This is a genomic window from Flavihumibacter sp. UBA7668 (genome assembly GCF_002483205.1).
In the GTDB taxonomy this organism is placed as follows: domain Bacteria; phylum Bacteroidota; class Bacteroidia; order Chitinophagales; family Chitinophagaceae; genus Flavihumibacter.
The window spans coordinates 286,998-303,770 of record NZ_DLHM01000003.1 but is presented as its reverse complement, the minus strand read 5'-3'; the positions used below and the strand labels follow the sequence as shown (position 1 = coordinate 303,770).

Below are 16,773 nucleotides of genomic sequence, written 5' to 3'. Positions count from 1 at the left end.
AGAAGTGTCAGATACATGTTAGAACAACATCCTAACACCTGTCTGACGTCTCTCTAACAGCGTTCTAACACCTGTCTGACGTCTAATCTACCCTACTGTTTTAATATTAAAACCGAAGGGGTGTAGGATAACCAGATGCTGTGTGTTTCAACTGCTTTTTTCCAGCTTTCAATACTTATGAGCAACAGATCCTGCTTTTCCAATAAGTCCTTTTCAATTTTATTGTCTGTAATTAATGAAATATGGCGCGGGGCGATCTGTTCAATCATGCGAATATTTTCCTTGATCTCAGGATGTCTTTTTATAACACCCGCAACATCCAGAATGGTAACCGTTGCCTGGTTGTGATGAATTAGTTTTTGCGCATAGAGTATAAGAAAAGCATCACTTACAGTAAATATGGGGATATAAATATGCTCCATGGTATCCAGGTCTTTTTCAATTAAAATACCTACTGGAACTTTGACCGATTTTACTATTTGAAATGTCCGTTGATCATTCGCTGCTGTATCAAATAATTTCTCCTTCCCGATTATCGTATCATACAATCGCTCCGGATTAATAATTTTGGTGGTGAAACCCAGTACTTTTCCAAGTAAGGTTCCTTCAAATACAGACCTTCCCATGCCAATCAGTAATAAATCAAAATTACCTGCATTGGCTGTTTCACTGATCTCCCGATCAATATCTGTTGTGGCTTTGAACATGCTGATGACCGGCAGATTCATTTTTTCTGCCTCTGTTTGAATAGGGATGAAGTTTTCTGCTTCATATTCCTGTCGATTGAATTGATTTAATTCGTTACTCTGCGAAAGATGCATGGCTACAACCTCTGCACTTACTGTCGCTTTTTTGACAAGACTGTTCGCAAGCTTCAACAAGGATCTTCCTTTTTCAGGTGTGCCGAAAGAAACAAGAATTCTGTATTTGCCCGCTTCAATACTCTCCGGAAGTAGTGGCCTGATTTTTTTATCAGGCAGAAATTTATTTATAAGATCCAGCGCAGGTCCGGTCATAACCGTTGTTACCAATGCCATTAATACAAGCATGGTAAATATCTGAGGCGAAAGAACACCAAGGTCAAATCCGATATTTAATACCACCAATTCTACCAGCCCCCTTGTATTCATTAAAGCTCCAATCATCAGACTGTTACGCCAGTTCTGACCAACAAATTTTGCAGCCATGGCGCTGCCGAAAAATTTACCAGTTATTGCAATAAGGATTATTACGGCACAAATCTTCCATAAATAGGGTTCATTTAATAAACCAATTTGCGTGCGTAATCCGGTAAAAACAAAAAATAAGGGTAAGAGAAGAACCAAGGCAACATCTTCTACTTTTTCAATAAAAATACTTCGGAAATGCATGTTGGGGGGCATAATCACGCCTGCCATAAATGCTCCAAAGAGTGCGTGAATTCCAATTACTTCAGTAGCATAGGCTGAAAATAAAAGGGTGATAAAAAACACAGCTACAACCGGTTTGCTGAGGCTTTCCCGGCTTGAATAAATTTCACCCATTCGCTGAAGAAAGGGTTGAATTAGCTTAAGCATTAGGAAAACATAGGCAACAGCCATGGCAATGGTGGCCAGGGAACTGGTAAAGGAACCTGCTTTTACAATAGCGATAACAGCCGCCAGCAGGCACCATGCTGTTATGTCATCGGCCGCAGCACAGGTGATGACCAGGGTGCCAATTTTTGTTTTGGTTAGATTTCTTTCCTGTACAATTCTTGCTAATACCGGAAAAGCTGTGATACTTAGTGATATGCCTATGAATAAAGCAAAGGAGGCAAAATTAATTCCAGCTGGAGCAAACTCATCGTATAAAAAATAAGCCGAAGTAACACCCAGTGCAAAGGGGAAAACAATACTTGCATGACTAACCACAACAGCCTCATGCGCCTTGTTTTTCAGCATTGTTAAGTCCAGTTCCATTCCAATTATGAACATGAATAAAATCAGACCGATCTGACTCAGGAACTGCAGGTTTCCCAATGATTGAGCCGGAAACAAAAAAGCTGAAAATTCCGGGAAATACATTCCAATAAAAGAGGGTCCCAGAAAAATGCCGGCAACAATTTCCCCGATTACGGTTGGTTGACCGATTAATTTAAAGAGATAGCCGAAAAAACGAGCAGTCAGGATAATAGTAATGATCTGTAACAGCAGAATTGCCAACGGATGTGTAAAATTATGGCTATAGGTCTCTTTGATCTGATCCCACAAGGAGAGCCTGGCTGACTGGTTAAATGCAATCCCTTTATTAATCTGAAGATCCAGACCAATCGTAATTACATAATACATCAGGCCGCAGAATCCTCCAATTGTCAGTACATAAAAAAGCAGGTTCTTCCAGTTCTTTGCCATTCGATTCACTTTGCAGCAAATGTAAAAAACGAGCTAGTTCAGTAGTATGTGCTGTATGTAAAGGAACGGGAATTTGTACTGAAAGGGGTAAATTTTGGACTGAATCAACGATTCATAAGTCGGAAAAAATCCATTCTGAAAGGATCTCCAATACTTAATCGGATTCTTTTTGCCGGATCTTCATGGCTAAGTTCCACCAACTCCTGTGTAAAAATCCGAACACGTTGAATGGCAATTATGGCGCTTTTGCTAATTCTGCAGAACTGATTTGCAGGTAATTTTTTTAAGAGTTCCTGAAAACTAATATTTTTAAGAACGATTGTTTCGCTGTTATTCAGGAATAATTGCTTATCCCGGCGATCAATTTCACCAGCCGTGATACAAACAATTTCATTTGGGCTGATATTCGCTTTGCCCTGGTCAGTATTAAATACTATAAACTCTTTTTCCATTTTTCTATTAATCCGTTCACGCGCACGTTGCAATGCTTTTTCAAGACGATCTCGCTGGATGGGTTTTTGAACATAGTCTACCGCATTCAGGTCAAACGCTTCTGGTGCATATTCCCTGTATGCAGTAGTGAATATGATTTCTTTTCCTTCCAGGAGCTGAGCCAGTTGTAATCCATTCATCTGAGGCATTTCAATGTCCAGTATACAGCAGTCGAATGTTAACTGGTTGATTTCTTCAAGCAACCGCAAGGGATCATTAAAAACCCGTACAACTTCCACTCCTTGCATTTGTTCACATAACATGCGTAAGTAGGCAAGTCCGGGTAGTTCGTCATCCAGCAGAAGGCATTTCAATGGTATTGTCAAGAAGGTTGATTTTCAATTGTGCAATATAAACCTGATTTTCTACAAATTGTTTGAGGGTGAAATTTCCGGCATGTAATGCCTGCAATCGGGTTTCCAGGCTGTTTTTGCCAAATCCCCCCTTTTGTTTGGTTACCGCTTGTCCATCACTGATTTTATTTGAAATGGTGAGACAAAACTGATCGTTTTTAATTTCAAAATGAATGGAGATAAATGCGTCGGGACTTTGCAAATCCGCATGTTTAAATGCATTCTCTACCAGGTTAACGGTAATAAGAGGAGTTAGAAGCTGTTGGGAATAATATTCATTATTTGGCGAAATGGAATTTTTAATGCGGATATCAAACAACGGACTCACTTTTAACCGATTGATTTCTACGAAGTTTAAAATGAAATCAATTTCTTCTTTTATTGATATTCTTGTTTTATCACTTTCATATAAAATGTAATCCAACACCTCTGACAGTTTATCCAATGCATGGTAGGTTTGATAGGCATGCGACTGAATAGAATTCAATGTGTTCCTAAATAAGTGAGGGTTTAACTTAAAGCTGATCCGTTCCAGTTCCGCAGTTTTAACTTCCCGGGTTAAATTCGTCAGACGTTCTGAAAATTCCTGATTTTTCTTCATTTCAGCAACATATTGAAATGCAAAAAATGCTGCAGTAAGAAAAAGTAAACAACAAATTACGATCAGCCATTCCATATGGGTATTTTTACTTTCGTTTTTTAACCTAAATGTACTTTTTCATTTCCATTATATTCATTCATTGACTTATATAGATGTTCATCGGACATTTCAACCATAAAAGACCGTAAAGAATCCTTAAAAAGATAAATAATTGTCTAGATTAGGTAACTAATAGTATCTATGAACGAAATCCTCTGGAATAAAATACTCGCTTTCGATTTTGATTTTCCGCCCAGTGAATATGGGTTTAGCACCCGTTTGAAAATGGAGAATAAATGGACTCAGGCATTTGCTGAAAAAGCTATCCTGGAATACAAGAAATTCATGTATCTGGCGGCAATTGCAGAGGGGATGGTTTCTCCTTCTGAAATTATTGATGTGGTTTGGCACCAACACCTGATATTTTCAAAGTCTTACCAGGAATTTGCTGAACTGATTGGTAAGCAGGTACAACACCTGCCATCCACGCACAATAGAGAAGAGCGGGAACGATTTAAACAAGCGAAGGAAAGAACAGCACGCTTATATACTGCCAATTTTGGAACACAGCCACCTGATATCTGGAATTGTTCCGAAATGTTTGACAGCCTCCGTTTGCCTAAAGCCAAATTCAAGATCCGATCGGTGATATTAATGGGAATTGGACTACTCGTATTATTAGCCATTCCATTCTTTTATTTACTTCAACCAGTTTATGCTTCCATTCAAAACCCTTACTTTTTATTGGGTTTTGGATTAACATGCATTGTTTGCTTTTTTCTCCTCGATTTTTATAATCGAAAAAAACTCAGACAAATTATTGAGCTGGCTGATAAAAATTCTTTTTTGTTTGATTTGAGTCCGAATGAAGTATTGTATTTAAGAACCCAAAACCTGAAAGATGTAATTAATGGATATATGAATGAATTGGTTAAAAAGGAAATTATCAAGATCAATTCCGATTATACGATTGAACTTGCCGATTTAAATAAAACCGAGAATAGTCATCAATTGCAAATAACCTCCCTATTGAGTAATTTAGGCAGGGTCTATTATCCCAGTCTGTTGCAGCAATTACTTAATAAACCCCTGTTTTCTCATATTTCCGGAACTATGGATGCATTCAGGAAATACCTTATAAAATCCAAGAAGTTTGGGAGTCTGTTTTCCATCAATCTGGCTCTTATACTAATATTGATATTAGTTGGCCTAACCAGGGTATTAACCGGATTGGAAGCCGGAAGACCTGTGTTTTTAATTATTCTTGCAACCTTTCTTGTGATTGCAGTTGGGGCTTTATTTTTAAACCGGCTAACCAATCAAGCCAGTTTCCATATAATTCCAATCCTGTATGTGGAAGAAATTTTACCTTCAAGAAATCTAAGCAAAGAAAGTGATTGGGCTTATTTTATAATAGGTCCGTCTGTTCTTGTTTCAAGCTTTATCCCAATCGTTGAGTATACCAATAAAAACTCATCGGACGGTGCAGGTTGCGGCAGTTCCTGCGGAAGTAGTTGTGGCAGTTCCTGCGGTGGCTGTGGTGGTTGCGGAGGTGATTAATATGAAATTTGAAAAACATTTTCCAACGGAGCGGCTGCGGCCTTTTATCCACTACTTTGTAGTGTCGGAGAATGAATTGGAATCTGAGTATAAAATATTTCCGGTAGCCGGACTCGTAATCGGATTTCAGTATAAAGGCAGGCTTAAAACCATCCAAAACAAAATTGCAACCAATCTTTCCGCTGCCGGCATTACCGGCCTTGCCGATACTGTCAAAACCTTCAAAAATACGGCCGGTATCGGAACCATTCTGGTCTATTTCACCGAAATCGGCTTTGCTCAATTTTCAACCGTACCTGCCAACGAACTCTTTAATTTAAGTGTTTCACTCGAAACTATTTTTGATAAATCAGCTGTGTCGGAAGTAGAAGAAAAACTGGCAGAAGCCACAACGGATAAACAACGAATCAAACTGGTGGAACAGTTTTTATTAAGGCATCTCAAAAATATCCAGACAGATAAACTTATAGTGGAAGCCGTCCGTTTAATCTATCAACAGAAAGGTGCTATTCGTATCAAAGAATTGAATGAACGGCTGTTCATCAGTCAAAGCCCTTTCGAAAAGCGATTCCGGAAATTGGTTGGAACAACACCAAAAAAGTTTGCCTCAATAATTCGATTTAATGCCGTCCTGGATAGTTTAGGTAATTCGAAATCACTCACGGAAATCTGTTATGAGCATAATTTTTTCGATCAGGCTCATTTTATTAAAGATTTTAAACAGTATACAGGAGATACGCCTGAAAAATTTAAGCGATAACACCACCCATCAACGGGTCTGTTATACTTGGTTGCCCGTTTTCCACATGTCCCGCAAATCGTTGTTCAAATGAAGCATTCCCTTTGATCCGTACAATCAGATCATACCAGTTATGATTTTTACTCAAATCAACCGGTACACTCAGCGATTTGCCTGCTGCCAGGGTTTTTGTTATGGTTGCCCCCTTATAAGATGGGTCACTGATTTCAATTACCTGAGATTTGGCAGAACCATTGCGAAGCATGAGCACCACATTGCCACTCAACTTTTTACTACCCTTACTTTCTTCATATGCCAATAACGCTTCTATGGCCGGATCTGATCCTGTGCCTTTAAATTCCCGGAAAAATCCATTGGCTCCATGTACGCATAGATGATAGGATCCTGATGATGCCAATGGCCATTCATCTGTAAGTTTATCGCCTGCACTTACAACATAATTCCTCGGAGCTTCCCCTGTTAATGGATGATAAACAATAAAACCGGCACCGGTTGTTTTATCACCAAACTGATCCTTGCGATTCTGAAATTCCAATTCAAAACGATCCTTTGATACTTTACCATTAACATAGAGCTGATAAGGAATCGCAGTGGCCGGACGTGTACCTTTCTCCTGATTCGGTACCAGTGGAGATTTCATCGGATCCTTATTCAATTCCGCCAGCTCAGCCGCCCCCAGTTTCTTAAATCCTGTTGGCATTTCTTTAAACTGCGCTTTGTGGATGCTCTCCAAAAATGGTATTCGATCTACCGGTTGAGGGGCTTCCAGTTTTTCTCCATTATAAGGTCTGAAAACAGACGTCAAATTACCGCAGATTGTCCGGCGAAAGGCAGTTACCTCCTCGGAATAAATTTTCTTTCCTGTTTTATGTGATAAAAAATGTTCCAAAAACTGAATGGGTGAAGTAAGGTCGCAGACTTCTGAATTCACCCAGCCTCCGCGCGTCCAGGGTGATGCTATAACCAGGGGCACCCTGTAACCGAGGCCAATCGGCCCTTCCAGGTGGTTGGCTTTCGAAGGGTCATTTTTCATCCAGTCCTGCGTTTTGCTTACGTATTCTTCCTTGCAATCAATGCCGGCAGAAACCTTGCCGGAATTGGGCTTATACGGATTCGGCGGAACAAAGGGCGGTACATGATCAAAATAGCCATCATTCTCATCATAGTTCAAAATGAAGATGGTTTTTTTCCATACTTCCGGATTCTGTGTCAGAATATCCATCACTTCACTCAGGTACCAGGCACCATACCAGGGAGATCCGGGATGGTCAGAGAAATTGGAAGGAGCAACTACCCATGAAACGGTTGGCAATTGGCCATTTTTTACATCCTGCCTAAACTGATGTAATACATCTCCTTTGGGAAGTTTCATAGTTCGGGTGTTGCCGCCATCCTCATAGGTAATAGTTTCCAGACTCCGATAATCCGGGTCATTACGGTTATCGCTGAAGGCTTTTTCGTGCAGGTTTTTTTCACGCTGACTAAGCCGATCAAAATTTTCCTGCGTATATTCTTTAACAGCCTGCTGCGCATAGGCATATCCTTTTTCCAATCCTTCCAGTTGCCGTTTCAACCGGGGAAGGGCAGGGTCACCCGCCGGCAATGCAGCGATTTTATCCTGCAGCGCTTTAATTTTCCCCGGCAGGATCTGCACTGCTTTTGGCAGAAACTGCCGATGCCCGTAAGCATACCGGATTTTATACTGCTTAAACCATTCTATTGGATTGTCTGTAAAATTGCCCAGCCAGTCGTCTTCTTCGCCTTCAAATCCGGATTCCATACTCACTTCATTCTGATAAATTTTCCAGGAAACCTGGTTGTCTTCCAGGTACTCCGGAAAAGTTTTCCAGGAAGCTTCTTTTCCATAATCCACATCGGAATTGTACACATTGGCCACCACGTTTTCATCGTGTTTTTCGCGAATGGTGCCGGTCCAGAAATGAAGTCGGTTGGGCGTTGTGCCGGTTAGCGATGAACAGAAATGCTGATCACAAACAGTGAAAGCATCTGCCAATGCATAATAAAAAGGAATATCCCTACGATCAAAATATCCCATGGTCAGCGGCATTCCTTCGCATTCTTTTCTGCCTGGTTTTTTGGCTTCCAGCCAATTGTCGTAATGGCCTTCATTACGAGCTGCAGTCATATCATTCCAGCCATGCGGAAGAGAACCCAGCCAGGTTATTTTACTGTCTTTAAGGTCGTGACGAAAAGGCGCATAGGTGTTTCCTTTGGCATCTGACTGCGCCCATACCTTGTTTTTGTTCGGGAGCGATATGGCCCTTGGATCATTGAATCCCCGCACGCCCTGCAAAGCACCATAACAATGGTCAAAGGAGCGATTTTCCTGCATCAGGAATACTACGTGTTCGGCATCCAGATAGGTGCTGCCGGCAGCCGGATTTATGGCAAATGCTTTTTGAATCGAAGCCGGCAGGCTGTTGGCAATACCGGCTGTTCCGGTCAAAAGGGCTGCTTTACGCAGGAATTCACGTCTGTTATCCATATCTAAATTATCATAAAGTGGGAAAATGCATCCTAAATCTAGTAATAAATACTAAATAAAAGTTTAGTAATACTAAATTAACGGAAGCCTAATAATTCGTTTTTGATTTGGTCATACATTGATAATACCAATCTTTAATGAAATATACCGGTTTAACCATTGTTAAACAGTTGTGAAGAGATATTTAGTGTGACTACTATCACATTCGCCTAATGAGGAGGCTGTACTTTAGCGAAATGTTGATTCGTCACGCGCTCGCTTTGATTTTTATTGTAATTGGTACTTGTTTACTGCTTGAACCTGTTCGCCATTGTCCGAACCAAAAATCAATAATCCAGGAGCACCAGGAGATTGTTAGTTCAACCTGTAGTTTTGTAATGGCGGTTCCAGATCAGCCTAAAGCTTATACCGATATTGTTAAGCAGTATTCTACTGAATATCCTAACCCCTTAAATAATTATTTTACCTGCAGGGATTTTTCCAATTCTATTTTCGATCCCCCGGACTATAGTTAATTATCCTCTTATTAATTAACTAAATAAATTGTATGTCTGGAAAATATTTTTCCTTATTCAGGATATTAACCAGCCTGATATTCGTTTATGCAGGTTTGGGCCATGTTTTAAGTCCGGATAAGATGTTGATCCGGCTTTCAAAATCCACTCTTTATAAATGGCTGCCGTATCACGGACTTTTTGAAATAGTACTCTTAATATCCGGAGTTGTAATGCTTGCAGCAGCCATATTGTTGATTTTAAATCGACAGGTGAAATGGGCTGCACTGACTTTGTTGCTGGTCCTGATTTCCATCACCCTGTCTGTTCAATTGGAGAATTTGCAAGACCTCGGCCCTTTTTTTAAAAATGTGGCTATTGCCGGCAGCCTGATTTTATTAATCAATTCAAAAAAAGATGAAACTACATAAAACGACCCTAATTGCCTTTTTTCTCTTCCTTACAGGAACTGTTTTTTCTCAGGTAAAACAACAGGGAGATCAATTGGTATTTCTTGTAAAGCAAAAAGAACATTTTTTTCAGGTTATTAAAACAATTGAGTCATTTAAAAAATCGAATACTTCAACCATTCATGCATCTCATACGGTTATTATCCTTTGTGGTGAACTGGTTAGGGAGTTGAATGGACAGGATCTTAAAATTAGCAAAAGACTGGAGCAGGCCGGTCAACTTGAAACGGATGTATATGCCTGTGGCCTTTCACTGGAAAAATTCAACATTCCAAAAGAATCGTTGCCTGCCTCTGTGTTATATACTGAAAACGGTCTGATTAAACTGCTTGAATTGCAAAAGGCCGGATATTTATCTGTTCAACTTTAAAAAAAATAAAGATGTTTAAAATAAAAATACCATTAATTATTGCAGTGCTTTTAGTTGCTGTTGCCGGCTGTTCATCAGGAGTTATATCCAGTGATAAGGAGGAAGAGTATTCGAAAATTACAGGAGGTTCAACATCAGCTCTTCCGAATTTTATTTTACTGGATGTTAATGGTAAACAGGTTTCCCTCGAATCGTTTAAAGGCAAAAAAGTTTTCGTGAATTTGTGGGCCAGCTGGTGCCCGCCTTGCAGAGCTGAAATGCCTTCTATCCAAAAATTATATGAAAAAACTGCGAGTCAGAATGTGCAATTCGTATTACTGGCATTGGATAATGATTTTACCACCTCATTGCAATTTATAAATAAAACCGGATTTACATTTCCGGTTTATTATCCGGGTGCAGCCCTGCCTTCCCTTTTTAATGTGGAAGGGATTCCGGCTACCTTTATTTTTAATGAAAAAGGAGAACTTGTTAAACATATTTCCGGAGGTGCCAACTATGATTCAAAAGAGTTTCTGAAACTTTTGTCAAATTAAAATTATGTGTAGCTATTCAATTCGAATAGCTACTTTTTTTTCAATTCTTTCACCACTTTCCTGAAATTGCGGGATGTATTTTTTCGCCCATTGGACCTAATGATATAGCAGGCATAGGTTGGATGGGATTTTAGCATTTCCATTCCATTTTCCTTTCCCAATACCATAATAGCTGTGCTGAATGCATTACAGATTTCGGCATCCGGACCAATTACTGTTACACTGGTTAATCCATAGGAGGGCATACCTGTTTTCGGATTGATGATATGCGAATAACGTTTGCCATCTATCTCCACATATTTTTCATAATCGCCGGAGGTGGTTACTGCACCGTTTCGCATGGATAAAACAGCGGCCGGTTTTGATGGATGAAAGGGATCTGTAACCCCAATCCGCCAGGCAGTACCATCCGGCTGAGATCCCCAGGTAGCCATATCGCCCGATGCATTTACAATTCCTGCCTGCACCTGCAGTGATTTCATCAAGGCTCTTCCTTTATCAGCTGCATAACCTTTGCCCGTTGCACCAAAGCCAATTTTCATTCCTGGTCTGGTTAAAAAAACAGTGGAAGAATCCTGGTTTAATTGAATATATTGGTAACCTACATTTTCAATAGCCTTTTTAATAGTGGATGAATCCGGCAACTTGTCCATGCTGCCATCAAATTTCCAGATCCTGTCCATCGCAGCAAAACTGATATCAAATGCCCCGTCTGTCATTTTCGAGAATTGAATTGCCCGCTGAATGAGCTCCAATAATTCCCGGTCTACTTTAACCGGACAAATACCCGCCTGGCGATTGATTTCGGATACCTGAGATTCCGGAATCCAATCGGATATCAGGTGTTCAATTCGCGTGATTTCCGCAATCACCTGATCAATGTATTTTTCTGCCTGCAGACTATCACCAGCTACTATCGTTATATCAAAGCGACTGCCCATTAAATCAGTAAAGCGCTTGCGTAGGACCTGCGCCTGGAGGAGTTCTCCAGATGCACACAGCAACAATACCACTACCAGCAAAGTCATTGCTTTTCTCATCCCATAAAATTAATAGCAATCAGTGAGCAGTTGCCCATTGGTTTTATACCAGGAGAGGGGATGGCTGCAATATTCCCTGCAAATCTGATCCAATACCGCTTCCACATCCTGCTGCATGGCAAGAGATCCACAGATTAACACCACCCCTTTTGAATTAAACAGCTCTGCAAAAAAAGCAGCATCTTTTTGGATTAAGTCCATTACATAGGACGATACAGCCGCTCTCGAAAATGCAAACTGAGCTGCCTGTAACCTTCCCTTAGCCTGCTGAAGCGCTGCAAAATCCTCGTAGGATTTTGCATTGTTATTTTGATAACGGAACCCTGCGTATAAATGAAGCTCCCGTTTTTCTTTATTCTCTTCCATCATTCCTAAAAATGGCGCGATGCCGGTACCATTGGCAATCATCGCTATTTTGGGTGCTTTTCCCGGGAAATGAAAGGAGGGATTCTGAATAATGCGGGCCGAAATGTTATCCCCAGTCTTCAAGTTATAAAGGTATTGAGAACCCAACCCCTGCTCATGCAGTTTTACCACCAATTGCATTCTCTTTCCAATTTTTGCAATGGAATAGAGTCGCTCCCGTTCGTCACCCGCCGGGTAAATGGCCAGTAAATCCCCAGACCGAAAAGCAATTCGGGAACCCGCTTCCAGTTGAACCAGAAAATTTCGATCCGTTTCAGAAACCTCCGTTTTTTCTTTCACCCGAAGTGTTTTTAGTCCGGGTGGTTTTCCTCCATACATAGCCGGACTCGTTACAAGCGCCAATTGATTCAACTGGCTCCAGTTTTTTACCCAGTGCACAAAATCTTCCGTGGACTTATCATTTACCGTATGCAGCGCTACTGCTCTTTTTGCCCATACCTGCTGCGACAGTTGTTCATCTAATTTTACCGCATAACCGCAAAACTCTTTGTAGGTATGTGAACCGAATCCCACTACCGAATATTGAATGGGTTGTTGCTGCGGGATGGCGGCCAGTTTCTTTTCAAACAGCCTGGCATTGGTTGGTGCATCTCCCAAACCAAAAGTGGAACTGAATACCACCAGTTGTTTTGCTTTTGGAAATAGCTGATAGCGGTTAAGTTCTGTTTGATAGGATTTAATTCCATTCGCCAGCAATTGCTGATGAATCTGTTGGGCAAATCGCAGGGTGCTTCCATTTTCAGACCCGGTCAACAGGATGAATTCTGCCTCCTCCGCTTTAAACTTATTACGGGTTTTAACACCGAGTCTTCTGTAGCTGATCAGGAATCCGGAATAAATAAAGAAGAGTATGTTAAGTGATGCAATTCCCAAAACAATCGCCCATACAGCACTGGTTCTTCCCGTATGTAAATCAAGACTCCATTGATCCAGGGTTTGTGCCAGCGGATACCTGTATTCTTCCACTAGTTCGCCGGTATGTTGCTGCACACTGATTTCCCGGTCTTTTAGTTGAAGTTTAAAATATTCAGACGGATCATCATCCAGTGGAAATTCAATTTTAACTACTTCAGATAGCAGCGTTTGCTGAAAAATGGGGAATTTCTCCAGCTCAATTTTTGCTGCTTCCAAATGAAGGCGCGGAGCTGATTCTTTTTTTACAACAGGTTGAATAATTTCAAATCGTACCAGAAACAGATAGGTGCCGGTTGCTGCCAGAATAAATATCGGAATAAGTAATAAGCGTCCGGCTACTACATGATAATACTGAGCAAAAAAATCACGGGTCATTTTATCAAAAAAATGACGGATGCCCTGCTGCCGCTGAATGATAAGAACTGTTCCTGAGACAACAATCAGCATCAATAAAAAGGAAACCACACCAACAATGAATCGGCCGGTTTCATGTATGAAAAGTGACCGGTGAAGGGCCAGATTCCATTGTATAAAATCGGATTTTGGAGCCGGTTGTCCAAGAACTTCGCCACTTACCGGATGAATGATTGATTTGAAATCATTGCCATCTGCATCAAAGCCCTCTGCTGTTACAAACTGGTTGTGATCAATCGTCAACTGCAATAACTCAGGGTATTTCCTGCGCAATGCAGGAAGCGATTCGGAGAGCTTAATTTGTTCAAATTCCGCTGCTTTGAATGGCTGCGTTTTCTCCTGTACAATATCCCAAGCTAATACAACACCTGTTCCTGCTGCTGCCAGCAGAAACAGAGATGAAACAATGGCTAAAACCAGGTGTACATAGCGCCAGATGGATATTGTCATTCAGTTTTCTCCAAATCTTATTGAACCTTACTTAATTTGACAAAACGAATATATCCCTTGCCGTCAGTTTTCAAGGTAAGCGCTTCAGTTGTCAGGGGAATTTCAACATCCGTTACATGGTAATTCTGATCTTCTACTGAACTTTCAAACCGAAGCTTGTATCCCTTATTGAGTTTGGATTCATCCAGCACAAATGTTGTACTGCTCCGATCTCCGGCAGCTACAGAGGCTCCTGTTATCGCACTCAGGTTTTCTTTCTTTTTGGATTGCTGTTTATGCCATTCTTTAAAGCCATTATACCATTGTTTATCAGAACCCATCACATACAATGTTTTTTCATATTGTCCGGCTGGATTGATCAACGAAACCACGATATAGGCTTCCAGGCCCTTATAGTTGGTTGTTTGTAATAAACATTTGTATTTGGCATCCTGTGCCTGCGTGGTAGCCAGACTTAACAACAGAAAGGAAAAAAGGGTCAGTACTAATGATCTCATGGGTAGCTTTAAATTATTTTAAGAAATCAATCGCAATTTTTTGTTCTGCGAGGTATTCATTTTCTTTTGCGAGGTCGAAGGCAGATTCATCCAGCTCGGTCAACAACTCTTTTTTGGCACCCAAAGAAAGCAGGTATTTCAAAATGGAATCATCTTTGGCCATCATGGCTGCGCGATGCAAAGCCGTCATGCTTTCTTTGTTTTTTGCATTTACATCAATGTTCAGTGGGGCCAATGCTTTAAAGAGGGTGAGGTCGTTTTTACTAACCGCGAGGTGATAAAGCGTATTTCCATCAGCCTGTGCTTTTGAAAGTTCAGCCCCCTTCGCCTGCAACAGTGCCAACTTCTTAGTGAATTCATCTGCCGCTTCACCCGCACGTGGAGCACGATAGGATTGCACCAGATAGAAGCCCAGATTTCCTTCTTTACTATCCACTTTGGTGGAAGCACCTTTCTCCAACAGGAGGTTTACCATTTCCGGAGAACTGTTCTGAACTGCCAGCATCAATGCTGTTTCTCCTTTATTATTGACAGTATTGATATTTTTCACCTTTGGCAAAAGCGATTGTGCCAATTCAAGGTTACGGGTATTCGCAGCCACCATAAAGGCGGTATTGCCTGATTTGTCTGCTTTGTTTATATCAACTCCTTTGGCCAGAAAATAATTGATCTGCTCTTCCTGTTTTGGTTTTCTTACCAAATGATGCAGTACTGTTTCACCGTTTTCACCGGTAGCAGTAGCGGGAATTTTCAACTCTTCCACCAGGTATTTATATACATCAGGATTGGCAGCAGTGGAACGTCCGCCTTGTGCAGCCAGTAATAATGCATGTTGGGTGTTTTTTACTCCTTTTGCTTTAAGCTTTTTTAACAGGTCGAGATTTCCGGAACGTGCTGCATAATCAAAGGCTGTTCTGCCCAGTTCATCTGTATCGGAATAGGAGAGGCCTTTTGTTACGAGATAATCTGCCAGTACCAACTCTTTATCATTCGCGATTGCCAGTAAAAGCAGGCTTGCTCCGTTCTGAAACTTCTGTTTCGGATTATTGCCGGCTTTGAAAAAGGCTTCATACACCTCCTTGTTTGTTTGACCATTTCCGAGCGCAAACGCCATTGGGATGGTACCACGATCATCACCAAAATTTATATCTGATCCCTTTTGCAACAGATAGTTTACCAGTTCAACATTTCCCCGGCTGGCTGCCCAATGCAGATAAATCCGGCCATCGTGTGTTATCTTTTTCACACTATTGCCTTCCTGCTCAATCAGGTATTTGATTACATCCGTTTTGGCATTGTTGTTTATGGCCATGGTAACCACATCAAAATTACCCCGGTTAGCTTCAGCCGGATTATTGCCTTTGGCGATCTCCGCTTTTACTGCAGCCAGATCAGGCTGTGTTTTCCAGAATTCAGCACCTAATAGTGTATTATTTTGAGCCTGCAGGAAAGCAGGTGCCAGCGCAATTAGTAAAACCAGGATCCTTTTCATGGCGCAAAGGTATTGCCAGCCGGGCTAGTCAGCTTACGAAATCGGAAACTTTTAACGAATTCCAGCCGATTTAGGATAAAGGTTCGGGTCTCGGTCCGCCTGCAGGCTTGGATTTGTCATCGGGCAAGGGAATAAATTCATGGTTATCATTTGGAGGCAGTATAATCCGCCCCTGTTCCCAGTCTTCTTTAGCCTGTTCAATCCGCTCTTTTCTTGAGGAAACAAAATTCCACCAGATATACCGGTCGCCCAATGGCTCGCCTCCCAATAACATCAGTGTGCAGGACTCTTTGGCTATAATCAGGGGATCTGTTCCTTTCGTGAATACCAGCAATTGCGCCTCCCTGTACACCTGTCCATTGCATTCCAGGCTTCCTTTAACGATATAAATCCCTCTTTCGGAATGTTCTTTTGGTAAAGCAAAGCGGGTGCCGGCATCCAGTACCACATGCAAATAAAATAGGGGTGATAATGTTTTGACGGTATTGTTTAATCCATAAGCATTCCCGGCAATCAAACGCATCCAGATGCCCTTATCTGTAAACACGGGTAATTGTTCCGGTTTGAAATTCTCAAAACTGGGATCGGATTCCTCGTCTTTTTCCGGTAATGCCACCCAGGTCTGAATCATTTCCAGTCCGCCGTTTTGCAACACATTTGGGTCCTCAAATCGTTCGGAATGTGCAATACCACTTCCAGCTGTCATCCAGTTTACTTCACCCGGCACAATTACCTGTTCAACGCCCAAACTATCCCGGTGCGTAACTTTTCCTCCCAGCAAATAACTGACGGTTGATAAGCCAATATGCGGATGGGGCAATACATCCATATTGGATACCGGATTAGGCGCAGTGGTAACCGGACCTGCATGATCCATGAATATAAAAGGGCCCACCATTCTTCTTTGCCGAAATGGAAGAATCCGTTTAACGCGGATAAATTCACTGATGGCTGCCTGTCTGGCATCTATAACTATATCGAGCATG

14 protein-coding genes are annotated in these 16,773 nt (G+C 41.3%); 5 read left to right on the top strand and 9 right to left on the bottom strand.

The window, feature by feature from the left end; all coding sequences use genetic code 11:
- Positions 1-92: 92 nt before the first annotated feature.
- From B2746_RS07105 to B2746_RS07095, 3 genes are all read right to left on the bottom strand, one after another.
- Complete coding sequence (locus tag B2746_RS07105) at positions 93-2,372, bottom strand: cation:proton antiporter (RefSeq protein ID WP_290792165.1); 2,280 nt, start codon at positions 2,370-2,372, stop codon at positions 93-95.
- A gap of 104 nt (positions 2,373-2,476) precedes the next feature.
- On the bottom strand, positions 2,477-3,190 hold the full coding sequence (locus B2746_RS07100; RefSeq protein WP_290792164.1) for a LytR/AlgR family response regulator transcription factor: 714 nt from the start codon (positions 3,188-3,190) through the stop codon (positions 2,477-2,479).
- Positions 3,156-3,893 carry a sensor histidine kinase gene (locus B2746_RS07095; RefSeq protein WP_290792163.1) on the bottom strand — a complete coding sequence of 246 codons (738 nt, stop codon included), beginning with the start codon at positions 3,891-3,893 and terminating at the stop codon, positions 3,156-3,158. Before B2746_RS07095 ends, B2746_RS07100 begins: the two co-directional genes overlap by 35 nt.
- A gap of 165 nt (positions 3,894-4,058) precedes the next feature.
- On the opposite strand from B2746_RS07095, the gene B2746_RS07090 reads away from it, so the two are divergent.
- Positions 4,059-5,417, top strand: coding sequence for a hypothetical protein (locus tag B2746_RS07090; protein WP_290792162.1), 1,359 nt, complete (start codon positions 4,059-4,061; stop codon positions 5,415-5,417).
- Complete coding sequence (locus B2746_RS07085) at positions 5,341-6,177, top strand: helix-turn-helix domain-containing protein (protein WP_290792161.1); 837 nt, start codon at positions 5,341-5,343, stop codon at positions 6,175-6,177. Before B2746_RS07090 ends, B2746_RS07085 begins: the two co-directional genes overlap by 77 nt.
- Here B2746_RS07085 and B2746_RS07080 read toward each other — a convergent pair.
- On the bottom strand, positions 6,167-8,683 hold the full coding sequence (locus B2746_RS07080; RefSeq protein WP_290792160.1) for a phosphocholine-specific phospholipase C: 2,517 nt from the start codon (positions 8,681-8,683) through the stop codon (positions 6,167-6,169). The genes B2746_RS07085 and B2746_RS07080 overlap by 11 nt on opposite strands.
- A 547-nt stretch (positions 8,684-9,230) precedes the next feature.
- Between B2746_RS07080 and B2746_RS07075 the strand changes: the two genes are divergently transcribed.
- From B2746_RS07075 to B2746_RS07065, 3 genes are read left to right on the top strand one after another with little or no spacing between them, the layout of a single operon-like run.
- Positions 9,231-9,608, top strand: a complete 378-nt coding sequence (locus B2746_RS07075) for a DoxX family protein (RefSeq protein WP_290792159.1) — start codon at positions 9,231-9,233, stop codon at positions 9,606-9,608.
- Positions 9,595-10,017: a hypothetical protein gene (locus tag B2746_RS07070; protein WP_290792158.1), complete on the top strand. Its 423-nt coding sequence runs from the start codon at positions 9,595-9,597 to the stop codon at positions 10,015-10,017. Before B2746_RS07075 ends, B2746_RS07070 begins: the two co-directional genes overlap by 14 nt.
- Positions 10,018-10,028: 11 nt before the next feature.
- The gene (locus B2746_RS07065; protein ID WP_290792157.1) at positions 10,029-10,553 is read left to right on the top strand and encodes a TlpA family protein disulfide reductase; all 525 of its coding nucleotides are present in this window, start codon (positions 10,029-10,031) and stop codon (positions 10,551-10,553) included.
- A 29-nt stretch (positions 10,554-10,582) separates the two neighbouring features.
- Here the strand turns inward: B2746_RS07065 and B2746_RS07060 are convergent, their stop codons facing one another.
- The 5 genes from B2746_RS07060 to B2746_RS07040 form a co-directional block, all read right to left on the bottom strand.
- Positions 10,583-11,593, bottom strand: a complete 1,011-nt coding sequence (locus tag B2746_RS07060) for an FAD:protein FMN transferase (protein ID WP_290792156.1) — start codon at positions 11,591-11,593, stop codon at positions 10,583-10,585.
- Positions 11,594-11,602: 9 nt separating this feature from the next.
- On the bottom strand, positions 11,603-13,798 hold the full coding sequence (locus tag B2746_RS07055; RefSeq protein ID WP_290792155.1) for a PepSY domain-containing protein: 2,196 nt from the start codon (positions 13,796-13,798) through the stop codon (positions 11,603-11,605).
- A 17-nt stretch (positions 13,799-13,815) separates the two neighbouring features.
- Entirely contained in the window at positions 13,816-14,295 is a 480-nt protein-coding gene (locus tag B2746_RS07050; protein WP_290792154.1) for a DUF2271 domain-containing protein, read from the bottom strand.
- A 13-nt stretch (positions 14,296-14,308) separates the two neighbouring features.
- Entirely contained in the window at positions 14,309-15,787 is a 1,479-nt protein-coding gene (locus B2746_RS07045) for an ankyrin repeat domain-containing protein (RefSeq protein ID WP_290792153.1), read from the bottom strand.
- 70 nt (positions 15,788-15,857) lie between these two features.
- Positions 15,858-16,772 (bottom strand): pirin family protein, encoded by a 915-nt coding sequence (locus B2746_RS07040; protein ID WP_290792152.1) that lies wholly within the window; start codon positions 16,770-16,772, stop codon positions 15,858-15,860.
- Between the last annotated feature and the right edge of the window lies 1 nt (position 16,773).